We start from the raw sequence: 25,716 nt of genomic DNA on the forward strand, positions 1-25,716 counted from the left end.
TTAGATGCTGTGGTTGTATTTACAGAAAAGAGAGTATTATATTGTGTAAAAAAATTTTATAGTCCAACCATTGGCTTAATTTTATCTTTTGAGATGTTTACTATCAATGCTGCCAATTTTTTTTTAAATTTTAATGAAACTGGATAAATGTATTTAGCCTTTAAGTTGAATTTTATTTTACTTGAAATTAAATAAGCTTTTAAACAAAAAAAGAGATAGCTTATTAAGCTATCCCTTTTTGTTATCTATATTAAAAATAGGTTTTAGAATCTAAGCAAAAATTCTATACTATGTACAAAATTATTATTTGCGTAAACCTTATCGTTATCAAAAGCAAATTTAGCCAAACTCTGTAGTCTTATACCATATTGAGGTTTTATCCAAAATCTTAACCCTAATGCAAAGTTTCCTGACACATTAGATTCACTGGATACATTAAAATATCCTAAACCTAAGCCTGCATAAGCATCTATCTTATCATTTCTAGCGATTAACTCGTCGTAATAAAATTTACCATTTACATCAAATGAAAAATATGAGCCACTTTCTTCAATCCAACCTTGTGTTAAACCTGTTTCTTGAGATTGTCCATAATCTACATAAAATCTATCAATTTTATTTAAAGATATCATAGGGTTGATAGACCAAAAGTCATCAAATTTATATTCAATACCAAATGTAATAGGTGTGCTAAAACTCCAGTCTTCAGTTCCTTTAAGAGGATCTTTAAAAGCACTGTTATCTACGATGTTAAAACCTACACTTGCAACCCATTCATCATAACCTCTATACTGGCTATATGCGAATGAAGTACACATTAGAAAAAAAAGTATGGCTGTAATCTTTTTCATATTAAAATTTTTGTTAAAAATAATGTTTAAAATTTTTATTATAGAAGTTTATCATCTTTATTTAGATTTTAAACCTTTTTTTTAGTTTAATGATAATCAATTAATTCGATAACTAACATAATCAAAATTAATGACGTATTAAAATATTATATATTTATTATTTATTAAGAATTTACGAGGTTTTTTAAATCAGAAATTGTTTTTAACTGTTCAGAACTCTTAAAAACATAACTTCCTGCTACCAAAATGTCTGCTCCACAATCTACTAATGCCTTTGCATTTTTGTTTGTTACACCACCATCTATTTCAATTTGTGTATGCGCACCTTTACGGATTATAAGTTCTTTTAATTGTTTTATTTTATTATATGTGTTTTCAATAAAACTTTGTCCGCCAAAACCAGGGTTAACACTCATAATTAAAACAACATCAATATCGTTAATAGTGTCTTCTAAGACATTAATATTTGTATGAGGGTTTAGAGCTACTCCTGCCTTCATACCTTCAGCTTTGATTGCTTGAAGCGTTCTGTGTAGGTGTGTACATGCTTCGTAATGTACTGTTAGTATATTACTTCCTAAATCAGCAAATGTTTTGATATATCTATCAGGATCAATTATCATTAAATGCACGTCTATTGTTTTTTTTGCGTGTGTTGTAATGGAATCTAGAACGGGCATACCGTAAGAAATATTGGGTACAAAAACACCGTCCATTATATCTATATGAAACCAGTCTGCCTCACTGTTATTTACCATTTCAATATCTCTTTGAAGATTACCGAAATCTGCGGCTAAGATAGATGGGGCTATTAATTTTGAACTCATTGTAGTAAATTTTGCGCTAAAGTAATATAAAAAAATGAACCCTCGGTAATCAGCCAAGGGTTCTTTCATCAATCAAAAAACGAACAGTTATTTTTCTCTTTAAACGAGTTAAACTGTTTGTTGCTGTTTTAGGTTTATCCTAAATATGTTTTTAAAATTTTGCTTCGTGATGTATGTTTTAATCTACGAATTGCTTTTTCTTTTATTTGTCTTACACGTTCACGAGTTAAATCGAATGTTTCTCCTATTTCTTCAAGTGTCATAGGGTGTTGGTTTCCTAATCCGAAATATAAACGAATTACATCTGCTTCACGTGGCGTTAATGTTTCTAGAGCGCGTTCTATTTCTGTACGTAATGATTCGTGCAATAATTCGCGATCCGGATTCGGAGATTCTCCACTGTTTAATACATCGTATAAGTTAGAGTTTTCTCCTTCAACTAAAGGTGCATCCATACTTACGTGGCGGCCAGAATTTTTCAAAGACTCTTTAACATCGTTAATAGTCATGTCTAATTCTTTAGCGATCTCATCTGCACTTGGCGGACGTTCGTTAGCTTGTTCTAAGAATGCAAATGTTTTATTGATTTTGTTTATAGAACCAATTTTGTTTAATGGTAAACGTACTATTCTAGATTGCTCTGCTAATGCTTGCAAGATAGATTGTCTAATCCACCATACGGCATAGGATATAAATTTAAAACCACGTGTCTCATCAAAACGTTGTCCTGCTTTAATTAATCCTAAATTACCTTCATTAATTAAATCAGGTAATGTTAAACCTTGATTTTGATATTGCTTTGCTACCGAAACAACAAAACGTAAATTAGCTTTTGTTAACTTTTCTAAAGCAATTTGATCTCCTGCTTTAATACGTTGTGCTAACTCTACTTCTTCGTCTGCGGTAATTAAGTCAACTTTTCCAATCTCTTGAAGATATTTATCTAGCGAAGCTGTTTCTCTGTTAGTAACCTGCTTCGTAATTTTAAGTTGTCTCATGAAAACTTTTTCTGTAAATAATTAAGTGAATACTCCTTTGTATGTAGTTATACGTAAACGTTGTTGTAAATGTTACAATTAAATTAATTTTTTTAAAAAAAATAAAACGTGTAATAAAATGGGGTTCTTATTTTAATTTACAAATTTGTTAATCAGGTCATTAATGTTTTTTTGTAAATGTATGATTTTTTAAAAAGATAAAGCCAATCTTGAACATTCAAGATTGGCTTTATTAAGTTTATAAGATTAAATAATTAATCTCTTTTTTCTCTAGGTTTTCTGTCGTCACGTCTGTTGTCGCGATTTCTATTATCTCTAGGTTTTCTATCATCACGATCACGTGGTGGTCTTGCTACATAACCTTCTGGTTTTGGCAAAATCGCTTTACGAGAAACTTTCTCTTTACGTGTTTTAGGATCTGTTCCGAAATATTTTACATCAAATACGTCTCCCATATTTACAACATCAGAAACATTTTCTGTGCGTTCCCAAGCTAATTCGCTTACGTGTAATAATACTTCGTTTCCTGGTGCATCCATATATTCAACTACAGCTCCAAAATCCAACATTTTAATAACTTTTACTTCGTAAACGCTACCAACTTGTGGTTTAAATAATATAGAATCAATTTTAGCTTGTACAGCAGCAATACCTTCATTACCTACACCTAAAATCTCAACAATACCTTCTTCTGTTACAGGATCTTCGTTTATTACGATAGTAGTTCCTGTTTCTTTTTGCATTTCTTGAATTACTTTTCCTCCTGGTCCAATTAAAGCACCAATAAATTCGTTAGGAACTCTTCTAGAAATCATTTTTGGAGAGTGAGGTTTAACATCTTCATTAGGTCCAGAAATAGTATCTGTTAAAATACCTAAGATATGTAAACGACCATCACGAGCTTGTTTTAAAGCATTAACAAGAATTTCGTAAGATAATCCTTTTACTTTAATATCCATTTGGCAAGCTGTAATCCCATCTGCAGTACCGGTTACTTTAAAGTCCATATCTCCTAAGTGATCTTCATCACCTAAAATATCAGATAATACAGCGTATTTACCAGATTCTACATCTGTAATTAAACCCATTGCTATACCTGAAACTGGTTTCTTTAATTGTACACCTGCATCCATTAATGCCATTGTTCCAGCACAAACAGTTGCCATAGAAGACGATCCGTTAGATTCTAGAATTTCAGACACTACACGTACTGTATAAGGACAGTCTGTAGGAATCATGTTTTTTAAAGCACGTTGTGCTAAGTTTCCGTGTCCTACTTCACGACGAGACGTTCCTCTTAAAGGACGCGCTTCACCAGTAGAAAAAGGAGGGAAGTTATAATGTAAATAGAAACGCTCTTCACCTTCATAAGATGGCATATCTATTTGGTTTGCTTCTCTAGATGTTCCTAAAGTAACTGTAGCTAATGCTTGAGTTTCTCCACGAGTAAAAATAGAAGATCCGTGTGTAGATGGTAAGTAATCTACCTCACACCAGATTGGTCTAATTTGGTCAGTCTTACGACCATCTAAACGTAAGCCTTCATTTAGAGTTAAATCTCTAATTGCAGTTTTTTCAGCTTTATAAAAATATTTAGAAACTAAGTCTCCAAAATCTTCTAATTCTTCTTCAGTGAAAGATGCTTTTACTTCTGCTTTAATTTCATCAAAAGCAGCACTTCTTTCATGTTTTGCAGATGCTTTTTTAGCAACAGCATACACTTTATCGTAAGTTAATTCTTTAACTCTTTTTTCTACAGCTTCATCTTCTCTTTCTGCATCGTACTCACGTGTTTCTTTCTTGCCGAAAGCTTCTGCTAATTTTACTTGAGCAGCACATTGTACTTTTATAGCTTCATGGGCAAATTTAATTGCTTCAGCCATTTCTTCTTCAGAAATTTCTAACATTTCACCTTCAACCATCATTACAGAATCAGCAGATGCTCCAATCATCATATCGATGTCAGATTCTTCTAATTGTGCTCTTGTTGGGTTGATAATGAATTCACCATTAATACGACCAACTCTAGCTTCAGAGATTGGTGTTTCAAAAGGGACATCAGATAATTGAATTGCTGCAGAAGCGGCTAAACCAGCCATAGCATCTGGCATAACATTAGGGTCATGAGACATTAACTGAATCATAACTTGAGTTTCTGCGTGATAATCTTTAGGGAATAATGGACGTAAAACACGGTCTACAAGACGCATTGTTAATACTTCTCCGTCACTTGGTCTAGCTTCTCTTTTAAAGAAACCTCCTGGGTAACGACCTGCTGCTGCAAATTTTTCTCTGTAATCTACCGTTAATGGTAAAAAGTCTACATCACTTTGTTTGTAATTTGAAACTAATGTACATAATAACATACATTTTCCAGATTTTACAACTACCGATCCATGAGCTTGTTTCGCTAATTTTCCGGTTTCGATAGAGATTTCTCTTCCATCACCAAGGTCTATGACCTCTTTAAAAACTTTTGGAATCATAATTTTTTTTATTCTAATTAAACAATGGTCGTTGTGTTGTAGTTGTTGTGTGTGTGGGTGACCAATGAAAAACTAAGTAATAGCTTTTTATCTTATCTCTTACAAGAAGTATAAATTAAAAAAAAGAGGCATAAAGCCTCTCTTTTATTATTTTCTTAATCCTAATTCTTTAACAATAGCACGATATCTTAAGACATCTTTCTTAGTTAAATAATCTAGTAAGCTTCTTCTTTTACCTACTAACATTACTAAAGAACGCTCTGTATTATAATCTTTACGATTATTTTTTAAGTGTTCTGTTAAGTGATTAATTCTTTGTGTAAATAAAGCAATTTGTCCTTCTGCAGAACCGGTATCGTTTTTCCCTTTACCGTGTTTAGCAAACATTTCTTGCTTTTCTTCTTTTGATAAATACATTCTAATATTATTGTAAATGATTGTTATGTACACGAAAGCCTATCTTTCGAGCTGCAAATATAGCAATATTATATCATTTAAAAATTTATTAGTTGTCTTTTATATAGGTGATTAAAAAAGAGATAATATTCTTCCTTTTTTAATACTTATGCTCTTAAAGGTGTGTTTGTAATTAAATCAAGATATAAGTTCACTTTGTTTTTTAAATCTTTACGGTGTGTAATGAAGTCTAAAAAGCCGTGTTCTAATAAAAACTCTGCTGTTTGAAAGCCTTCAGGAAGTTCTTTTCCTGTAGTATCTCTTACAATTCTTGGACCAGCAAAACCAATTAAGGCTCCTGGTTCGCTAATGTTAATGTCTCCTAACATGGCAAAAGAAGCAGTTGTTCCTCCGGTTGTTGGGTCTGTACATAACGAGATATAAGGAATACTAGCATCTGCTAATTGTGCTAATTTTACTGAAGTTTTGGCCATTTGCATTAAAGATAATGCAGCCTCCATCATTCTAGCTCCGCCTGATTTAGAAATAACCATTAAAGGAATTTTATTTTTTAGAGAGTAATTTGCTGCACGAGCAATTTTTTCTCCTACTACGCTTCCCATAGAACCTCCAATAAAACTGAAGTCCATACAAGCAATAACAATATCTTTTCCTTTAGATTTTCCTACTGCAGTTCTTACAGCATCTTTAAGATGTGTTTTGTCTTGTGCAGCTTTTAAACGGTCTGGATATCTTTTAGTGTCTACAAATTTTAGGGGATCTTTAGACGTTAGATCTGCATCTAATTCTTTAAAAGTATTATCGTCAAAAAGTATTTCGAAGTATTCTTTACTTCCAATTCTAACATGGTATCCATCTTCTGGACTTACATAGAAGTTTTGTTCTAATTCTTCTGTATCTACTATTTTACCTGTTGGAGATTTATACCATAGTCCTTTCGGGGTATCTTTCTTCTCGTCGGTAGTTGTTGTAATTCCTTTTGTTTTTCTCTTAAACCAAGACATATTGATTCTTATTTTTTATATTCTGAAATGTTAAATATATTTCGGAATAGTTCCTTTTTAGCATTAAACAAACAGACATAAAAAATATACTTTTTTATGTCTGTTTGAATTAATTTAATGTAAATATAATAGAAATGTAAATACAAGAATGTTAAATACATTTCTATTCCATTAGATTATATTATTGCCAAAATTAAAATTTTGTTTTTAATATAAGCATAACGCCTCGGTTTTTTTTATAATGTGTTTACATTATTTAAATCTTCAAAAGCCTTTTTTAATCTAGTTACAAAAGTTTTTTCTCCTTCTCTTAACCAATTTCTTGGGTCGTAATATTTTTTGTTTGGAGCATCACTTCCTTCAGGATTACCAATTTGAGACTCTAAATATGCTTCGTTTTTCTTCATGTAATCACGAATACCAGTCATAAATGCATATTGCATATCTGTATCAATATTCATTTTAATAACACCGTAAGTAATAGCTTCTTTAATTTCTTCTACAGTAGATCCAGAACCACCATGGAAAACAAAGTCTATATGGTTGTGAGGTAAATTGTGTTTTTTAGATAAGAAATCTTGAGAGTTTCTTAATATTTTTGGAGTTAATTTTACGTTTCCTGGTTTGTAAACACCGTGTACATTTCCAAAAGCAGCAGCAATTGTAAATTGATCACTAATTTTACTTAATTCTTCATAAGCATAAGCAACTTCTTCTGGTTGTGTATATAATTTAGAATCGTCTACATCAGAGTTGTCTACACCATCTTCTTCACCACCTGTAATACCTAATTCAATTTCTAAAGTCATACCCATTTTGCTCATACGCTTTAGGTAAGTTTTACAAATTTCCATATTTTCTTCGATTGGTTCTTCAGAAAGATCAATCATGTGAGAACTAAATAGTGGTTTTCCTGTTTCTGCAAAATGTTTTTCACTTGCATCTAATAAACCGTCTATCCAAGGTAATAATTTTTTAGCACAATGGTCTGTATGTAATATTACAGGAACACCGTAAGCTAGAGATAATTCGTGTACATGTTTTGCTCCAGCGACACCACCTACTATGGCTGCTTTTTGGTTTTCGTTACTTAATCCTTTACCTGCATTAAATACAGCACCACCGTTAGAGAACTGAATAATTACTGGTGCATTTAAAGATGCCGCAGTTTCTAGAACTCCATTAATAGTATCAGATCCAATTACATTTACAGCTGGAAGAGCAAATCCTTTTTCTTTGGCAAGTTTAAAAATTTCTTGTACTTCTTTTCCGGTAGCAACTCCCGGTTTAATATTGTGTCCCATAATATTTTATTTATTATTGTGAATGTTGATTATTACCAAAAGTAATACTTTTAAAGTATTTTTTTAGTGTTTTAGGTGCTTTACTGATGCAAAAATCAGCGAAAACGATATAAATCTTGAAGTCCGGAAATATGTTAGAACGGATAGTTGATCCCTACATTATAAACAGCATTTCCAAAATTGTAATCTTTAAACCAACGATTACCATCGGAGTAGGAAGGGTCGTACGTTTTTAAACCAATATCGAATCTAAAGACTAAGAAACTAAAATCGTAACGGAGTCCGAATCCAGATCCTATTGCTGTATCTTTAAGAGAACTTAAGTCGTTAAATGTAGAAGCTTCGTCATCTATATTATCAAAAACATTCCATATGTTTCCTATGTCTACAAATACGGCACCATACAAATCTTCGAATAGATTAAAACGATGTTCTATATTTAAAGCAAGTTTAAGGTTGGCTTCATTAAAATCGTCGTTACTCTGAGAGCTTCCAGGTCCTAAATCGTAAGCTGTCCATGCTCTGTTATCGTTTGCTCCTCCGGCAAAGAAACTCTTAGAAAACGGAATGTTTTCTGAGTTGCCATAAGGAATTGCTATTCCGAAAAAGGCACGAATAGCAAGTATGTTTCTGTGTCTTAAATCCCAGTGTTTTGTAAAGTCTAGTTCTGTTTTTAAGTACTGAGAATATGCTACATTAAATAACTCGTAATGGTCGTCTTCATTTTTAGTACTGTTAAACAACTTAGAGCCTAAGGCCATAAGGTTTCCAGCAGATTCTAGTTTAAATCTAAAAATATAAAAATCTTCATCTGTAACAGATTTACGATTGTCTTTTACAAAAGAATAAGCTGTAGATACAATAAGGTTGTTTTCTGTTAATCGTTCTTTTCGCTCTTCAATATTGTTAATTGTTTGAATATCGTCGTCTGAAATATCGTTTGGCGGATTGTCGCTTAAAGCTTCTGTAATAAACTCATCTGTGCCATCAGGAATAGATAAATCTTCATCACTAGAAATGTATCCAATATCTTGAGCAATGTCATTTAAACTGTTGTATGACGTGCTATAAACATTAAAATAATTATCTGGATTTAAATTATTAACATATTGGGCATTAAATAAATCTACCGCTTGTGTTTTTCCACGTTCTGGTTTCCAATTATAATTTAAGTTCCCCGTTAAGGAACGTTTATCTAATCCTACATTTTTTTGGCTCGCAATAGAAATTCCGATTTTTGTAGTCGGAGACATGTATTTAGGGATTAAACTATCTGTTTTAAAAGGAAAAAACACTCTTGGTATGGTTAACTTTAAATCTGCACCAATTTCGTTGATATCAAAAAAGGCATCTTTATCATCGCTAGAATCATCTGAAGCTCCAATAGATGCAAATCCTGATAATTCTAAAGTTTCTGCACCTCTAAAAATGTTTCTGGCAAATAAACTTGGGTTAACAGAAAAACCTATTATTTGAATATTACTTGTAGATACATCTGTTGCAAAACCTAAATTAAATTTCTTTAATGGCGTTAAATGTATATTTGCTGTAAGTGTAGAGTCTGGATTTTCTACATATTTAATGTCAGGGTATTTAAAGGTTTTTAACTCGCTAATATGATTATATGTACGTGTGCGGTCTAAATCGCTATAAATTCTTCCCGGACTAATAAAAAGAGCATCGGTTAATGCTTTTGGTCTATAGGCTAATTTTCTGTTACTATATAAATGGTATTTGTTATAGGTTACAGAATCTATAATAGTAGCCTTTCTGTTTTCAACAGTAGAGTTTGTGAAAATATTTACATCTTTAATTTTATAGACTTTAAAAGGTTCTCTGCGTGAAGAATCCTGATTTCTTATCTCTAAATCTTTGATTTGTACTTCTACATTTACTTTCTTGTTAGTTCCTACAGTATCTACTTGAAAGATAACATAATCTTGACTAAATTGATAGACGCCATTGTTTCTTAGGTCTGTTGTAATTCTATCGCGTTCTGCTTCAAAATTATCTGTAGTATAACGATCTCCTGTTTTTATTTTAGATCTGTTTTTAGTGCGATTGTAAATAGAATCGACCATAGGAGAAGCAATTTTTGAAGAAATACTATCTATTTTAAAAGCTTTTCCTAAATTAACATGATATTTAATCTCTGTTTTGTTTTTGGGTTTATTAACGGTGTCGTAACTGGCAGAGACATTAAACCAACCATTGTTAGTGTAGTAGTCTTCTAAGCGTTTAAGCGATTTTATTGCTCGTGGTTCGTTAACAATTGTTGGGGCTTCTCCTGTTGTTTTTAGCCACGAATTAAATCCTTTTCTATAACCTATATATTGAAAAAGCTGTTTTTTAGATAGAAACTGTTCTAGGTTTTTTTTGTGTTTTTCAGATTTGTTTAAATGTGCATCTATTATAGAATCTATATTTGGTCTAGCAAGATTGTAAATGTATAAACGCACAGGAAGACCAAGCATTGTTTTATTGGGGTCTTGATATAGTAAATTATCTATTTGTTCGGAAGTGTTTCGAACACTATCTACATAAATCGTGTTTTTCACTAAAAGACGTTCGTTTTCTCCAACTCCCTTTATAGAATTACAAGCCGTAATTAAACCTGTTATTAAAATAAATAACACTATTTTTGATAACCTTTGTCTCAAGTATATTCTAGGAATTAAAAACATTTAAAAGACTTGTTTTATGTTTGCAATCGTTATGGAAGTAAACGTAATAAGTCGATTATAAAATCAAAAATACATTATTTGAATGTTATCAAAAAATCAAATAAAATTAATTAACAAATTAAAACTTAAAAAGCATAGAATAGAGTCGAATTTGTTTGTTGCTGAGGGGATTAAGACAATTAAAGAATTGTTGCAATCCGACTTAAAACTTCAGCATATTTACACTACCGAGCTTTTTAATATTGAAACAGATTTAGAAACACTTATTTCTGAAGCAGATTTAAAACGTATTAGTTGTTTAACAACACCAAATAAAGCTCTTGCCGTTTTCGAGATGCCAGATTCTAAGCCTATAGATCTGTCTCAACTTTGTGTGGCTTTAGACGATGTTCGTGATCCTGGAAATTTAGGAACTATAATTCGTTTATGCGATTGGTTTGGTATTCGAGATTTGGTTTGTAATGTAGGAACAGTAGATTGTTTTAATCCTAAAGTGGTTCAGGCAACTATGGGGTCTATTACTCGCGTTAATATTAATTACTTAAACTTAGAATCGTTTTTAAACGATGTAAGCGTTCCCGTTTTTGGAGCCTTCATGGAAGGTGAAAATGTATACACACACAAACACCTTTTAGATTCTGGAATTCTGGTTATGGGCAATGAAGCCAATGGTGTTTCTAAGGCTGTAGAATCTTTAATTACCGAAAAAATAGCAATACCAAGATTTGGAGCTCTAAAAGCAACAGAAAGTTTAAATGTTGCAACGGCAACCTCTATTTTATTAAGCGAGTTTAAACGTCGTACTATTGAAAAGTAAAGTTTATAAAGATACCTTGTGTTTTCATACTTGAAATATTATCTGTCCATGGGCTAGGACCTTTAGAAGGATCATCGGGAACTAATTCATCACTTAAAGCAAACACCCCACGAATTGAGGGTGTAAATTTAAAGTATTCAAGATAAAAATCTATACCAGCACCTATTTCATAATAATAGGTGTTTTTTTTCATTCTAAACTGGCCACTATTGTTGTCGTCCTCATTATCCTCGTTACTATTTAGGTTTAGAGACATTGATAGACCTCCAACAATAAACGGCTTAAAATTATTTATACGTTTAGCCGAAAATTTAATTAATAAAGGTAAGTGTACATACGTAGATTTTAGTTCGCGTTCTAATACATTATCCGTGTCTGCTATAAAATCGTAATCAGCATAACCATCGTAACCACTAAAATAATTTTTGTTATAATGTAGCGTTCTACTCGATATAAATAATCCAGGTTCAAAACGTAAATCGAAATAATCATTAATCCTCATATTTCCTAAAAGACCAACACTAAAACCAAAGCCTTTATCTATCTGGATTTCTGTGACATCTTGCCCCGTTTCATCGTAGATTTTATCTTTATATTCAAAATTTAACCCATAATTATTAAGCCCTAGAAAATAACCGTAACTAAATCGGTCTTTATCAAAGTTTTCATTATTTAAAATTTGTTCGCCAGTAAAAAGTTGAGCTATACTAGATTGTGAAATCAAGATAAAAAATAGAATTACAACTAATTTTTTCATATTACTGTTTAGATGATTTGTAAATAGTAGCAACTCCAAATGTTTGCGGAAACGCCTCAACATTAATAAACCCAATTTTCTTTAAAATATTGTTCAAAGCTTCTCCGTGAGGAAATACAGCAGCAGAATCGCTTAAATATTTATAGGCGCTTTTGTCTTTAGAGAACAGTTTACCTATTGTAGGCATAATGTGATTTGTGTACAATTTGTAGCCTTGTTTAAAAGGTGTTTTTACAGGAACAGATGTTTCTAAAATTACAAAAATCCCGTTTGGTTTTAATACACGAAGAATTTCTGCAAGACCTTTTTCAAGAGTTTCAAAATTTCGTACTCCAAAAGCAACAGTAATAGCATCGAAGCTGTTGTCTTCAAACGGCATATTTTCAGAATCGCCCAAAATCATTTCAATGGTACCTTCTAATTTTTTTGCTTTAATTTTTTGTTTTCCAACATCAAGCATTCCAGGACTAATGTCTAATCCTATAATCTTTTCAGCGTTAGTTTCAGCTAAGTTTATTGCTAAATCTCCAGTTCCTGTAGCAATATCTAATACAGAATTAGGATTGGTGTTTTTAACAAGCTCTACCACTTTTTTACGCCATTTAATGTCTATTCCAAAAGAAATTACACGATTTAAATCGTCGTAAGTGCCTGAAATATTATCAAACATTTTAGTGACTTGTTCTTTTTTACCTAAGTCGCTGTCTTTATATGGATTTACTTTTATCAAATCAGAAATTTTTAGGCAAATATAAGTTATTCGGCATGTATTAGGAAACTTGGAAACAAATAATTATATTAATTGCAAAAGTCTACATAAAATATAAATTCGATTATATTTGTTTTACTTTTTACAACATACCACACATGAAAATTATCATTGCAGGCGCTGGTGAAGTTGGATTTCATTTAGCTAAACTTTTATCTTATGAAGCTCAAGAAATTACATTAATAGATGTAAATAAAGAGAGTTTAACAAATGCAGATACGCATTTAGATATTAAGGTAATTAAAGGGGATTCTACTTCTATTTCTATTTTAAAGGATGCACGAGTGTCTGAAAGTGATCTTGTTATAGCTGTAACATCTTCTGAAACTACAAATATTACAGTTTGTGTTTTAGCAAAGCAACTTGGTGCAAAGAAAACCATTGCACGAATTTCTAATACAGAATTTATAAATCATAAAGATGAAGTTGGGTTTACCAAATTTGGAATTGATGAATTAATTTCTCCAGAGGCTTTAGCGGCTTCAGAAATTAAGTTGTTGTTAGATCAATCTGCTTTTAATGATAGTTACGAATTTGAAGAAGGAGCGTTAACTATGGTGGGTTTAAACTTATCTAGTAGAATGACTTTTGTGGGGAAAACAGTAAAAGAAGCTGCCGAAATTTTTCCAGAAATACGCTTTGTACCTATAGCAATTCAACGTTTTGGAACACAATATACAATTATTCCTAGAGGAGATACCGTATTTAAACAGGGAGATAATGTAGTGTTTATTACTGCTGAAGGTGGTGCTGAAGAACTTTGCCGACTTACTGGTAAAACGTATACCGAAGTTAAAAATGTAATGATTTTAGGCGGAAGTAAAATAGGTTTTAAAGCTGCCAGAGATTTAAGTAACTCGTCTACAAGTGTGAAGTTGATTGAAAAAGATAAAGAACGCGCTTTCGATCTTGCCGATGAATTACCAAAAGTTTTAGTAATTAATGGAGACGGACGTAATGTAGATTTGCTAGAAGAAGAAAATCTTAGTGAAATGGATGCCTTTATTGCTGTTACAGGAAATTCTGAAACAAATATTATGTCTTGTTTAGTCGCAAAATCTAAAGGTGTAAGAAAGACAATTGCTTTAGTAGAGAATATGGATTATTTCGAGTTGTCTCAATCTATAGGTATCGATACACTTATTAATAAAAAGCTTTTAGCTGCCAATAATATTTTTAGATACATTAGAAAAGGAGAGGTTGTGGCAATGACCAAACTGAATAATATGAATGCAGAATTGTTAGAGTTTAAAGTAAAGGCTAAATCTAAAATCTGTAATAAATTAATTAAAGAAATAGATTTTCCGCGTTCAGCAATTATTGGTGGTATTATTAGAGACGATAATGGTATTATTGCACTTGGAGATTTTAGAATTTCTGAAGGCGATCGTGTCGTTGTATGTTCTTTACCACAATCTATTAAGCAAGTAGAAAAACTCTTTCTCTAACAGATGAAATTAAATCATAAAATTATTTTTTATTTCTTAGGGTCGCTATTGTTATTCAATGGTGGTTTTATATTGTTGTCGGCTATTGTGAGTTTGTTTTATAGCGATGGTGATACTATTAAATTACTTATTTCAGGATTTATTCCTATTGCTTTAGGTGTAATTGTAATGTATAGTACCCGAGATCATAAAAAAGAAATAAATAAACGAGAAGGGTATATTATTGTCACCTTTGGTTGGTTAATTATGACTTTGTCTGGTACGTTACCTTACATTATAACGCAAAGTATTCCAAACTTTACTGATGCCTTTTTCGAGACCATGTCTGGATATACAACAACAGGATCTTCTATTTTACATGATATTGAGGCCATTCCGCATGGTGTCTTATTCTGGAGAAGTTTAACACATTGGATAGGAGGAATGGGGATTATAGTATTGGCAATAGCTATACTTCCGTTATTAGGAATAGGAGGGATGCAGTTATTCGCTGCTGAAGCACCTGGACCAAGTGGAGATAAATTACACCCAAGAATTACAGATACCGCGAAACGCTTGTGGTTAATTTATTTTGGTTATACAGTTGCCGAAACCATATTATTGTGGGTAGCCGGAATGACTTTTTTCGATGCCATTAATCATGCGTTAGCAACCTTGTCTACAGGTGGTTTTTCTACTAAAAATGCAAGTGTAGCCTATTGGAATCATCAACCAATTATACAATATATAATTATTGTTTTTATGTATCTGGCTGGTGCTAATTTTGTACTTAGCTATTTTGCGTTTAAAGGGAGAGTTCAAAAAATTTTAAAAGATGAAGAATTTAAACTGTACACTATATTTATAGCCATTTTTACAATAATTGTAGCTTCTATTATCTATTTTAGAGCAGATTTAGCCGTGTCTAGTATATCGCACCCAATGGTTTGGGGACAAGCAGAAAGCGCATTTAGGCATGCCTTATTCCAGGTTTTATCTATTATAACAACTACAGGTTTTGTTTCAGCAGATTATACGTTATGGACACACTTTTTGGTGGTATTTTTCTTTGGTTTAATGTTTTTAGGAGGCTCTGCAGGAAGTACATCTGGAGGTGTAAAAGTGGTGAGACACCTAATTATGATTAAAAACGGATTCATGGAGTTTAAACGTTCGCTTCATCCTAACGCAGTATTGCCTGTGCGCTATAATAATAAAGCCGTTTCAGGAGAAATTGTATTTAATGTTTTAGCTTTTTTTATACTATATATGTTGTCCTTTATTATTGGAGCCTTAGTGTTTTCTATGCTTGGTATTAATTTTGAATCTGCAGTAGGTTTGTCGGCTTCAAGTTTAGGTAACGTTGGTCCTGCTTTAGGGAATTTTGGTCCCGTTACAAATTATGCTGCTTTGCCAGCATTTGGAAAATGGTGGTGTAGTTTTTTAATGCTTATTGGACGTTTAGAATTGTTTACTGTTTTAGTATTACTAACTCCGTTCTTTTGGAGAAATAGATAGCGTTTTTTTAAAATAGACTGAAGCTTAATTGTATAGAGTAGATAATCCTTAAGTGGTTTTACATTAGTCTTATTAAGAAGTTCATGACATTAATTATATTATGACCTAGTATTGGTAAAAGTAAATTACCAGAATATTTTCTTAAAAGACCAAGCGCTAATGATGATATTAATGTTAGATACATGATTGTAGCGATGTCATAATTAATCTCAAACGATTCGGTTAATATAATTCCATGAGCTACTCCAAATAATACGGTTACAATTACAAAACTCCAACTAAATGATACGCCATTAATTACTTTAGAAGAAACAAAAGCTTTATTTAATAGCCATAAGTAAATACCTCTAAATAGAATCTCTTCGGTTAATCCGGGCATTGTTGCTTGAAATAAAAAAGATTCTAAATTAAATTCACCACCTTTTGGGAATACTAAATATTTAAAAGCGAAATCAAATATTAAAAAGCCTAGAAATATTAAAATACCGAATTTTATTTTAGAATTAAATTTTGTTGTAAATCCTATGTCCTTTCTTATTTCTTTAGATTGAAATAGTATAAAGCCTAGACTTAATATTAAGCTTAAAAACTTACCATCCCAATTCCAATTTAAGTTTGGTAAAAAAGTGTCAATAAAATCTAAAGAATTTAAGTAGTTGTCAAATAGAAAATAAATAACAAATATTAAAAGGTATTTGAAATTCGTTCTTTCAGATTTAAAATGAGCAATAATTAGTATTGGAGTAATTATAACTAGCCATAAAAGAGGAGTCCATATTGACATAAAATAGAGTGTGTTGGTTTTCTATTATGACGAGCTACCTTTAAGTTTGTTACAATCTCTATTTCTTAACTTATAGATATAAAAAAAGCCACTATCGTAAAATAGTGGCTTTTGTAATAATATGGAATACGTTATAATTAAGCAGTTACTGCGTCTTTAATACGTTTTAAAGCTTCTTTAATAGTGTCTTGAGACGCTGCGTAAGAAATACGGATACAGTTAGAGTTTCCGAATGCTTCTCCTGTTACAGTTGCTACGTGCGCTTCTTCTAATAAATATAAAGAGAAGTCTGTTGCATTGTTTATTGTTTTTCCTCTTAAAGTTTTTCCGAAGTATTCAGAAACATTAGGGAATACATAAAAAGCACCTTCAGGAATATTTGTTTTAAACCCGTCGATGTCGTTTAATAAATCTAAAATTAAATCACGTCTAACTTTAAATTCATCTACCATAAATTGGATACGTTCTGGAGATTCGTTTAATGCTGTAATTGTAGCACGTTGTGCAATACAGTTTGTTCCAGAAGTAATTTGTCCTTGCATTTTAGTACATGCCTTAGCAATCCAATCTGGAGCACCAATATATCCAACTCTCCAACCTGTCATTGCAAAAGCTTTTGCAACACCATTTACAGTAATTGTACGGTCGAACATACTTGGAATAGCAGCAAAACTAAAGTGTTTTGTACCGTAGTTTATGTGTTCGTAAATTTCGTCTGAAAGGATAAAAATATTTGGATATTTTTCTAAAACTTCAGCCAAAGCACGGTATTCTGCTTCTGTGTAAATTGTTCCACTTGGGTTATTAGGCGAGTTAAAGAATACCATTTTCGTTTTAGGAGTAATGGCAGCTTCTAACTGTGCTGGCGTAATTTTAAAATCATCTTCAATAGATGAAGGGATTTCTTTATAAGTCGCTTCACATAACGTTGCAATTGCAGAATAGCTTACCCAGTATGGTGCAGGTAATAATACTTCGTCTCCAGGGTTTAATAGAACCTGAGCCACATTTGCAATAGATTGTTTTGCTCCTGTAGAGACAACAATTTGTGCAGGTGTGTATGTTAAGTTGTTATCGCGTTTAAACTTTGTAATAACCGCCTCTTTTAATTCTACATAACCGTCTACTGGAGAGTAAGAATTATAGTTGTCGTTTATTGCTTGAATAGCAGCGTCTTTAATATAATCAGGCGTGTTAAAGTCAGGCTCTCCTAAACTTAATCCGATAATATCAATACCTTGAGTTTTTAATTCTCTTGCTTTTGCTGCCATGGCTAATGTTGCCGATGCAGGCAGACTTGTAATTCTGTCTGAAAGTGGATTCATTTGTAATTAATGATTAAGATTGTAAAGCTGGTTTTCTACCCATTTCACGTAAATAGTTAAAGTGAGCAGCAATAGCTTTACGGGTCGTTTTATATTCGTTATATGGTAAATTAAATTCTGTAGCAGTTTCTTTCACTATTTTAGCAATTTTAGAATAGTGAATGTGGCTAATGTGAGGGAAAATATGATGTTCTACCTGATGATTTAATCCTCCAGTATACCAATTTATAATTCTGCTTTTTGCTCCAAAATTAACAGTGGTTTTAAGTTGGTGAATGGCCCATGTGTTTTTCATTGTTCCATCTTCTTCAGGAAGTGGCATTTCTGCTTCTTCCATAACGTGTGCTAATTGAAAAACAACACTTAAAATTAACCCAGCAGTATAATGCATAATGAAGAATCCTAATAAGATTTTCCACCAAGAAAGTTCTAAAATTACCATAGGTAATACAATCCAAATGCTTACATAAATAAGTTTAGAGATTACCAATCTGCTGTAATTTGCTGTTTTGCTTGGAAATTTTCCATAAGATAGTTTACGTTTCATGTAACTTCTCATTTGTTTCCAATCTGTAGTAATAGCCCAGTTTATAGTTAATAAACCATATAGTAAAACAGAATAGTATTGTTGAAATTTATGGTGCCATTTCCATTCAGAATGTCTAGAAAAACGCAATACACGTCCTGCTTCTAAATCTTCATCATGTCCGTGAATATTTGTGTAGGTGTGGTGTAATACATTGTGTTGTACTTGCCAATTGTAAACATTGCCTGCAAGAATATATATACTACTTCCCATTAATCGGTTAACCCAGTCTTTATTAGAGAAGGCTCCGTGATTTCCATCGTGCATTACATTCATTCCAACTCCAGCCATACCAATTCCCATTACAATGGTTAGTAGTAATTGTGCCCATTGTGGGATGTTTGTTGTTAAAATTAAAAAGTAAGGCGCTAAAAATATGGTAAACATGATTATGGTTTTTACCCATAATTTCCAGTTACCAGTTCGTTTAACATTGTTTTCTTTAAAATACTCATTAACGCGTTTGTTCAGTGTTCTAAAAAACTTAGCTGGATCCTGACGTGAAAATGATAATACTTGTTTATTCATAAAATATTTATTTAACAGCAACTAAATTAGGAGGTTGCTATTTTGGACAAATATAATTAATAAAGCAGCGCAACTTATTATTTAAATCATAAAAAAATGTTGTCAAATTGTATATTTTTACCAAAAATTAAATGAAATGGACCTTATTTTAAAGTACTTCCCAGATTTAACAGACGATCAGATTTCTAAGTTTCAGAAATTAGAAAGTTTATATCAAGATTGGAATCTAAAAATTAACGTGGTGTCAAGAAAAGATATAGACGAATTGTATTTACGTCATGTATTACATTCTCTGGGTATTGCAAAATTAATTTCATTTAAAGATGGCACTAAATTAATGGATGTTGGTACTGGTGGAGGTTTTCCTGGTATTCCTTTAGCTATTCTATTTCCAGAATGTTCTTTTCATTTGGTAGATAGTATTGCTAAAAAACTGAAAGTAGTTTCTGATGTTGTTGAAGGTTTAGGTTTAACCAATGTAAAAGTTACACACAGTCGTGTTGAGGAGATTAACGATAAGTATGATTTTATTGTAAGTCGTGCTGTTGCTGCTATGCCTACTTTTGTGTATTGGACTAAAGGAAAAATAGCCAAAGAACAACGAAATGACCTTAAAAATGGAATTATCTATCTTAAAGGAGGCGATTTAGAAGACGAACTTAAAGATTATAAGACCGCTACAATACATGATTTAAGCGATTATTTTGAGGAAGATTTTTACGAAACTAAAAAAATTGTTCATCTTCCTCTTAAGTATAAAGGCTAATATTATTCAAATAAAATACAAGACGGTGTTGGCGCTTTAATTTCATCGACAAATGTTAATAGCCCACTGTCTTGATCTCTTTTATACGATATTAAATTATCTGAATTTTTGTTTGCAACTACTAGAAAATCTTCATTTGGAGACAATGCAAAATTTCTAGGTGTTTTTCCTCGTGTAGATTCATATCCTATTGCTGTTAAGCTTCCATCTTTTTTATCAACTTTAAAAATAGTGATGCTGTTGTGTTCTCTATTAGAGGCGTATAGAAATTTACCATCTGACGAAATATGAATATCGGCACAATAAGCTTTGCCTGTGTAATCTTCAGGGAGAGTTGTTATGCTTTCTTTTGCTACATATTTTCCGTTAGCTAAACGTTCTACTTTAGTTATGGTGTTGTCTAATTCATTTATAACATAGATCCATTTGTTATTGGGGTGAAATGTTAAATGTCTTGGTCCTGCACCTTCGGGCATAAGTAATGTGTCTTGTAAGTTGGCTTTAAGTTTATTTGTGTTCTTATCAATGTTATAAAACCATAAACTATTTGTGCCTAAGTCTACAGAAATAATATCGTCACTATTGGGAACAAAATATACAGAATGTGCATGTGGGCCTTCTTGTCTAGAGGTTGTGCCTTTTCCTAAATGTTGTTTTACATCTATTTTTGTACTTATAAAACCATTGTCTTCTAATTGTAAATGTGTAACCGTTCCGCTTCCGTAATTAGCGACAAGAATTGTATTGTCTTTATTAACAGTTATAAAGCATGGATTCATCCCGCCTGAAAACATTTCATTATTCAGCTTTAAAGAATCTGGAGTAATTTTAAACGACGTTATATTACCTTGATAAGGATCATTCTTATTTGCAGCGATGAGATGTTTTTTATCTGCTGAAAAACTTAAATAAGACGGGTTTTCTGTTATGGCTTGTAATCCTAAATTAGAGAAGGTTCCGTCTTTATGTAATTCATATTTATAAATGCCTTTGCTGTCTTTATTAGTGTAAGTACCAACGTAGAAAGGGAAGCTCTCTGTTTCTGTTTTGTTTTGTGTTTCTGGATTAGATTTTTTAGAGTTGCAACTAAAAAGAAGACACAGGGAAAGACCTAAAATGGATAAAAACGTTTTCATGGGTTGGGTTAATTTGTTTGCACTACTAAAATAATAATAATTTCAATCAAGAAAAAATGAGATAAAAAAACCTGTTTAAAAAATTAGACAGGTTAATATATTTATTCACCTAAAAATGGGTAACGGTAATAGTCGTGTTATAAAATCCTAAAAGCGTTAAATATTAGGCATTTTTAATTTTAAAAGAGAAGTATTGAAAGATTGATAAAATTTTACAAAATTAGAGTGAATGCCTTTAGTTTGTAGCAAATGGAGCGCTAAGTTTAAAACTAGGAATAAAGACTTTAAACTTCATAGCATTGTTTAAATTTATCATGTTGTAATATCCAGACATGGCTCCGAAGGGAGAGCTTAGCATGCAGCCAGATTTATACGTATGCGATTCTCCTGGTTGTAATATAGGTTTATAGCCAACAACACCTTCTCCTGAAACTTCTTCGTCTTCTTTTAAAGCATCAAGTATGTTCCAGTGTCTTGCGTATAGCTGCACGGTATCTTTACTTTGATTTTCAATAGTAATCTTATATTCAAATGCATATTGCGTTCTATAATTATCATAGAGAGTGCCTTTGAAAGATGTTTCTACCGATATTTTAATATCTCTTGTTACTTGTTGAACCATATACTTAACTGATAAATAAAGCGTTTAGCTATGCAAAAATACAAACTTATTATGTGAACTCATATTTAAAAGATATAAAGCGTAAAAGTATTCTTTATAAGAATACTAGTTTGAAATGTTTACAGAACTAGCTTCTCCAACGCCAATTATCTTATCATAACGCCCACCAAGGTCTCTATAGTATACAATAACTTTGTAATCGTTTTCTGTTTGATAATAATTTCCGCTAATTTCTCCTTCATTTATAACATTATTATCGTCTTGCGTTACAAACTTATAATTGTAGAATCCTTGTTTTAGTAATATAGCAGTTTCGTAAATTTCTTTGTCTGTATTGTATGACATTTTATTATTCTTGTTTATGGCGTAATTATTAAAATTTCCATAAACATACATAGACTTGTTTGGCGGTAATTCTTCAGATTTTAGAGAGAAATGTATCCAGGCATAATCGGCTTCAATATTAGGGTCTGTTGCATCTATATTATTAATTACAAAATTTCCGTTTATATCTGGATTATATGTGTAAGCCGCATTTTTCTGAGGTACATTTGTAAAAAGATAACTGTTGTAAAGGTCCTGTAAATCTACAAAGTTTATACCGCTATTGGCGATACGTATTTCTTTGTTTTCAAAATAATAGTATTCATTTCCTCCCCAAAAGGTAGTCTCTTTGTTGTATTTATATATTAAGGTTTGTCCCATAGTATACGTGGGATTTACATTGTTTATGGCTGTATTTAAATTATTATTCTTAATAAAGGTTGTCTTTATTGTTTGTAAAGGATTGTTAAATTGAATACCGCTTGAGTTTATTTTTAGGTCTACAGTTTGTTTTTGGTTTATGTACTTTACGTCTCTAGATGTTTTTATAGAGACATTAACTGTTGAGCCTCCTTCATTAATCATGAATTTTCTTGAAAACATGAGCGTGTCACTTTCGTCGAAAATTTTTATCATATAATTTCCAGATAATTTTAAACTACGAACCTGACTATTCGGAATGGAAAGTGTGTAATGCGAATACATTTGGTATGTATTATAAGAGTTCTCGTAAGTTGTAATACGTTGTTTGTCGAAACCATCTATATATTCAGAACGCATTAAGTTTGAAGGCGTCCAATCGTAATTATAGTGTTGTATAGAGTAGTAATAGTCATCTTCATTGCCGTTAAGTACATCAAACTCTAATTGCAGGTCGTCTCCTAGGTCTATAATAGGGAGCATGCTAATGTCTGTATCTCCTTTAAACATGATGGTTTTAATGTAATCTGGCGGACTGGTTTCGTGTTCTATTTGGGCAAAGCATAAGCTTTGTGTAAAAAATATTACGAGGTATAAATATGATTTAATATTCATTTTGTACATTTAAAAGGTAAATATAAAGGAAAAATAAAAACTAGAATTGTTTTTTATTTAGAACTAATATAAATAAATAAGATATACTGTAATTCGAACTATTTTATCTTTTTATTCTTAAATTTGCTCGGATTTTTCAATGGTATCAGCATTGAAATCACTATAACTATTATTAATACATAGATTTATAAATATGTCAAACGACATTAAGATTAAAAAAGGTCTAGACATTAAACTCAAAGGTGAAGCTGAAAAGGCTTTAGAAAGTGCTGTAATAAGCAATACTTACACCTTAAGGCCTGAGGACTTCCACGGAGTTATTCCAAAATTAGTAGCGAGAGTTGGTGATAAAGTAAAAGCAGGTAGCCCTGTGTTTTACGATAAAACTAACGAAAATGTTCAATTTGTTTCGCCTGTTTCAGGAGAAGTTGTTGATATTTTACGTGGTGAAAAACGTAAGATTTTAGCAATTAAAATTCAAGCAGACAAAGAGCAAGCTTATCTGGAAAACGAAAAAATTAATGTTAATTCTGCAACTGCTGAAGCTTTAAGTTTATACTTACAAGCAACAGGGTGTTGGCCGTTTATAAAACAACGACCATACGATGTTATTGCAAATCCAACAAAACAGCCAAAAGCTATTTTTGTTTCAGGTTACGATAGCGCACCTTTGGCAGTAGATTTAGATTTTGCTTTACAAGGCAAAGAAGCAGAATTACAAGCTGCAGTTACTGCTTTAGGGAAATTGACTTCAGGAGCAGTTCATGTCTCTGTTAAAAATGGATCGAATTCACCATTAGCAGGTTTATCAGGAGTTTCTGTTCATAAATTATCAGGACCACATCCTGTTGGTAATGTTGGAACTCAAATTAATAAAATTGATCCGGTAAATAAGGGAGAAGTGGTTTGGACAATCAACCCACAAGATCTTGTTATTATTGGAGAATTATTATTAACAGGAAAGTTTAATGCAGAGCGTATTGTTGCTTTAGTTGGATCTGCGGTTAAAAAACCAAGATACTTTAAAACTAAAATAGCAAGCGAAATCGCTACTATTGTTTACGACAATGGTATCGAGCAAGACGGAAACAACCGTATTATTGTTGGTAATGTATTGTCAGGAAAACAAGTGAAGCCAGATGGGAATTTAGATTATTATAGCAATTTAATTTCTGTGATTCCAGAAGGTGACGATTATGAGTTTTTTGGATGGAACAAACCAGTCTTCAATAAAATTTCAACATCAAGAGCCATGACGTTCTCTTGGTTAAGTCCGAATAAAAAATACGATTTAAATACAAATACAAACGGAGAGCACAGAGCTTTTGTATTAACAGGTAATTATGAAGAGGTTTTTCCTTTAGATATTTTTCCTATGCAAATTCTTAAGTCTTGTATGTATAAAGATTTAGACGAAATGGAAGCACTTGGTATGTACGAAGTTGCTCCTGAAGATTTTGCGTTAACAGAATTTGTTTGTGTATCTAAACAACCACATCAGGAAATTATTAGAAAAGGTTTGGATGTAATGATTAAAGAAATAGGGTAATCATGGGTTTAAAAAGTAATTTACATAATTTAAAAGAGAAGTATAAGGGAACCAAAATGGCTCCAGCGTTTAATGCACTGCATACGTTTTTATACTTGCCAAATGATACCACACATAATGGTACTCATATAAAAGCAGCCGATGATTTAAAGCGTACAATGAATACGGTAATCATGGCATTGATTCCATGTTTAATTTTCGGAATGTTTAATGCGGGATACCAACATTTCTCTGCGTTAGGTACTCCAGTAGATTTTTTATCTTGGGATGCGTTTTACATTGGTTTAATTAAAATTTTACCATTAGTAGTTGTGTCTTACGGTGTTGGTTTAGGTATCGAGTTTATATTCGCTACTATTAAAAATCACGAAGTAGAAGAAGGATACTTAGTAACAGGTATGTTAGTACCTTTAATAGTACCTATAGATATTCCATTATGGATGCTTGCAGTAGCAGTTACCTTTGGTGTTGTTATTGGTAAAGAAGTTTTTGGAGGAACTGGGATGAATATCTTAAACCCTGCATTAACAATTCGTGCATTCTTATTCTTTGCATATCCAACTTGGATGTCTGGAGATAAAGTTTGGATTCAAGGTGCTGTAGAGCGTACTAAAGAAATTGCAGCAGGAGCAAATATAGATGCTATCTCTGGTGAGACAATATTAGGAAGCCTCGCTCAAGGACATCATATTAATTATTCCGTTTCAGACATGTTCTTTGGGTTTATTCCTGGATCTGTCGGAGAAACATCCACATTTTTAATTCTTTTAGGAGCGTTATTTTTAATCTTTACAAAGATTGGAAGTTGGAGAATTATGCTATCTGCAGTAGTAGGAGCCTTAACAATGGGATTAATCTTTAACGGTGTAGCATCTTCAGGATTAATTACCGAAACAAGTAAATTCTATACCTTAATGAGTACAGAATTCTGGCATCACTTAATAATTGGTGGTTTTGCTTTTGGTGTTGTATTTATGGCAACAGATCCGGTAACGGCATCGCAAACAAACAAAGGAAAATGGATTTACGGATTCTTAATTGGATTCTTATCTATTATGATACGTGTTTTCAACCCTGCATATCCAGAAGGGGTAATGCTAGCTATTCTATTAATGAATGTGTTTGCACCAACTATTGATCATTACATCATTCAAGGTAATGTGAAGAAAAGAATGAAACGTTTAAAAGTAAAAACGGCTTAA

Annotated in this window: 22 protein-coding genes; 6 read left to right on the plus strand and 16 right to left on the minus strand. The window is 32.0% G+C overall.

Annotated elements, in window-relative coordinates; all coding sequences use genetic code 11:
* Positions 1 to 263: 263 nt before the first annotated feature.
* The 8 genes from GQR95_RS08045 to GQR95_RS08085 all read right to left on the minus strand — a co-directional run bounded on the left by GQR95_RS08045 (position 264) and on the right by GQR95_RS08085 (position 10,523).
* Positions 264 to 851 carry a hypothetical protein gene (locus tag GQR95_RS08045; RefSeq protein ID WP_159022685.1) on the minus strand — a complete coding sequence of 196 codons (588 nt, stop codon included), beginning with the start codon at positions 849 to 851 and terminating at the stop codon, positions 264 to 266.
* 164 nt (positions 852 to 1,015) lie between these two features.
* Entirely contained in the window at positions 1,016 to 1,678 is a 663-nt protein-coding gene (gene rpe / locus GQR95_RS08050) for a ribulose-phosphate 3-epimerase (protein ID WP_159022686.1), read from the minus strand.
* A gap of 134 nt (positions 1,679 to 1,812) precedes the next feature.
* Positions 1,813 to 2,676, minus strand: a complete 864-nt coding sequence (locus GQR95_RS08055; protein WP_159022687.1) for an RNA polymerase sigma factor RpoD/SigA — start codon at positions 2,674 to 2,676, stop codon at positions 1,813 to 1,815.
* A 254-nt stretch (positions 2,677 to 2,930) separates the two neighbouring features.
* Positions 2,931 to 5,162, minus strand: coding sequence for a polyribonucleotide nucleotidyltransferase (locus tag GQR95_RS08065; protein WP_159022688.1), 2,232 nt, complete (start codon positions 5,160 to 5,162; stop codon positions 2,931 to 2,933).
* Positions 5,163 to 5,309: 147 nt separating this feature from the next.
* Positions 5,310 to 5,579 carry a 30S ribosomal protein S15 gene (gene rpsO, locus GQR95_RS08070; RefSeq protein ID WP_159022689.1) on the minus strand — a complete coding sequence of 90 codons (270 nt, stop codon included), beginning with the start codon at positions 5,577 to 5,579 and terminating at the stop codon, positions 5,310 to 5,312.
* A 146-nt stretch (positions 5,580 to 5,725) separates the two neighbouring features.
* On the minus strand, positions 5,726 to 6,583 hold the full coding sequence (gene accD / locus GQR95_RS08075) for an acetyl-CoA carboxylase, carboxyltransferase subunit beta (protein WP_159022690.1): 858 nt from the start codon (positions 6,581 to 6,583) through the stop codon (positions 5,726 to 5,728).
* Positions 6,584 to 6,819: 236 nt separating this feature from the next.
* Positions 6,820 to 7,887: a class II fructose-bisphosphate aldolase gene (gene fbaA, locus GQR95_RS08080; RefSeq protein WP_159022691.1), complete on the minus strand. Its 1,068-nt coding sequence runs from the start codon at positions 7,885 to 7,887 to the stop codon at positions 6,820 to 6,822.
* A gap of 134 nt (positions 7,888 to 8,021) precedes the next feature.
* Positions 8,022 to 10,523, minus strand: a complete 2,502-nt coding sequence (locus GQR95_RS08085; protein ID WP_370514539.1) for a BamA/TamA family outer membrane protein — start codon at positions 10,521 to 10,523, stop codon at positions 8,022 to 8,024.
* A gap of 130 nt (positions 10,524 to 10,653) precedes the next feature.
* Here GQR95_RS08085 and GQR95_RS08090 point away from each other — a divergent pair, with 130 nt between their 5' ends.
* Positions 10,654 to 11,388: an RNA methyltransferase gene (locus tag GQR95_RS08090; protein WP_159022693.1), complete on the plus strand. Its 735-nt coding sequence runs from the start codon at positions 10,654 to 10,656 to the stop codon at positions 11,386 to 11,388.
* On the opposite strand, the gene GQR95_RS08095 is transcribed toward GQR95_RS08090, so the two are convergent.
* Both GQR95_RS08095 and ubiE read right to left on the minus strand, forming a co-directional pair.
* A complete protein-coding gene (locus GQR95_RS08095) occupies positions 11,375 to 12,145 on the minus strand; it encodes a porin family protein (protein ID WP_159022694.1) in 771 nt (256 codons plus the stop codon). The genes GQR95_RS08090 and GQR95_RS08095 overlap by 14 nt on opposite strands.
* Position 12,146: 1 nt before the next feature.
* A complete protein-coding gene (gene ubiE, locus GQR95_RS08100) occupies positions 12,147 to 12,875 on the minus strand; it encodes a bifunctional demethylmenaquinone methyltransferase/2-methoxy-6-polyprenyl-1,4-benzoquinol methylase UbiE (protein WP_199269650.1) in 729 nt (242 codons plus the stop codon).
* Between the two features lie 137 nt (positions 12,876 to 13,012).
* On the opposite strand from ubiE, the gene trkA reads away from it, so the two are divergent.
* The gene (gene trkA / locus GQR95_RS08105; RefSeq protein WP_159022695.1) at positions 13,013 to 14,362 is read left to right on the plus strand and encodes a Trk system potassium transporter TrkA; all 1,350 of its coding nucleotides are present in this window, start codon (positions 13,013 to 13,015) and stop codon (positions 14,360 to 14,362) included.
* A gap of 3 nt (positions 14,363 to 14,365) precedes the next feature.
* Positions 14,366 to 15,859, plus strand: a complete 1,494-nt coding sequence (locus GQR95_RS08110; protein ID WP_159022696.1) for a TrkH family potassium uptake protein — start codon at positions 14,366 to 14,368, stop codon at positions 15,857 to 15,859.
* Between the two features lie 58 nt (positions 15,860 to 15,917).
* Here GQR95_RS08110 and GQR95_RS08115 read toward each other — a convergent pair whose 3' ends face one another.
* The 3 genes from GQR95_RS08115 to GQR95_RS08125 form a co-directional block, all read right to left on the minus strand.
* A complete protein-coding gene (locus GQR95_RS08115; RefSeq protein ID WP_159022697.1) occupies positions 15,918 to 16,643 on the minus strand; it encodes a CPBP family intramembrane glutamic endopeptidase in 726 nt (241 codons plus the stop codon).
* Positions 16,644 to 16,780: 137 nt separating this feature from the next.
* Entirely contained in the window at positions 16,781 to 17,968 is a 1,188-nt protein-coding gene (locus GQR95_RS08120) for a pyridoxal phosphate-dependent aminotransferase (RefSeq protein WP_199269651.1), read from the minus strand.
* 13 nt (positions 17,969 to 17,981) lie between these two features.
* The gene (locus GQR95_RS08125; RefSeq protein ID WP_159022698.1) at positions 17,982 to 19,082 is read right to left on the minus strand and encodes an acyl-CoA desaturase; all 1,101 of its coding nucleotides are present in this window, start codon (positions 19,080 to 19,082) and stop codon (positions 17,982 to 17,984) included.
* 136 nt (positions 19,083 to 19,218) lie between these two features.
* On the opposite strand from GQR95_RS08125, the gene rsmG reads away from it, so the two are divergent.
* The gene (gene rsmG, locus GQR95_RS08130; RefSeq protein WP_159022699.1) at positions 19,219 to 19,848 is read left to right on the plus strand and encodes a 16S rRNA (guanine(527)-N(7))-methyltransferase RsmG; all 630 of its coding nucleotides are present in this window, start codon (positions 19,219 to 19,221) and stop codon (positions 19,846 to 19,848) included.
* 2 nt (positions 19,849 to 19,850) lie between these two features.
* On the opposite strand, the gene GQR95_RS08135 is transcribed toward rsmG, so the two are convergent.
* The 3 genes from GQR95_RS08135 to GQR95_RS08145 form a co-directional block, all read right to left on the minus strand.
* The gene (locus GQR95_RS08135) at positions 19,851 to 20,984 is read right to left on the minus strand and encodes a lactonase family protein (RefSeq protein ID WP_159022700.1); all 1,134 of its coding nucleotides are present in this window, start codon (positions 20,982 to 20,984) and stop codon (positions 19,851 to 19,853) included.
* A 235-nt stretch (positions 20,985 to 21,219) separates the two neighbouring features.
* Positions 21,220 to 21,606 (minus strand): Co2+/Mg2+ efflux protein ApaG, encoded by a 387-nt coding sequence (gene apaG / locus GQR95_RS08140; RefSeq protein WP_159022701.1) that lies wholly within the window; start codon positions 21,604 to 21,606, stop codon positions 21,220 to 21,222.
* A gap of 105 nt (positions 21,607 to 21,711) precedes the next feature.
* A complete protein-coding gene (locus tag GQR95_RS08145; RefSeq protein ID WP_159022702.1) occupies positions 21,712 to 22,965 on the minus strand; it encodes a DUF5103 domain-containing protein in 1,254 nt (417 codons plus the stop codon).
* Between the two features lie 193 nt (positions 22,966 to 23,158).
* Here GQR95_RS08145 and GQR95_RS08150 point away from each other — a divergent pair, with 193 nt between their 5' ends.
* Entirely contained in the window at positions 23,159 to 24,514 is a 1,356-nt protein-coding gene (locus tag GQR95_RS08150; protein WP_159022703.1) for a Na(+)-translocating NADH-quinone reductase subunit A, read from the plus strand.
* 2 nt (positions 24,515 to 24,516) lie between these two features.
* Positions 24,517 to 25,716 carry an NADH:ubiquinone reductase (Na(+)-transporting) subunit B gene (locus GQR95_RS08155; protein WP_159022704.1) on the plus strand — a complete coding sequence of 400 codons (1,200 nt, stop codon included), beginning with the start codon at positions 24,517 to 24,519 and terminating at the stop codon, positions 25,714 to 25,716.

This window comes from Formosa sp. L2A11 (assembly GCF_009796865.1).
In the GTDB taxonomy this organism is placed as follows: domain Bacteria; phylum Bacteroidota; class Bacteroidia; order Flavobacteriales; family Flavobacteriaceae; genus Formosa.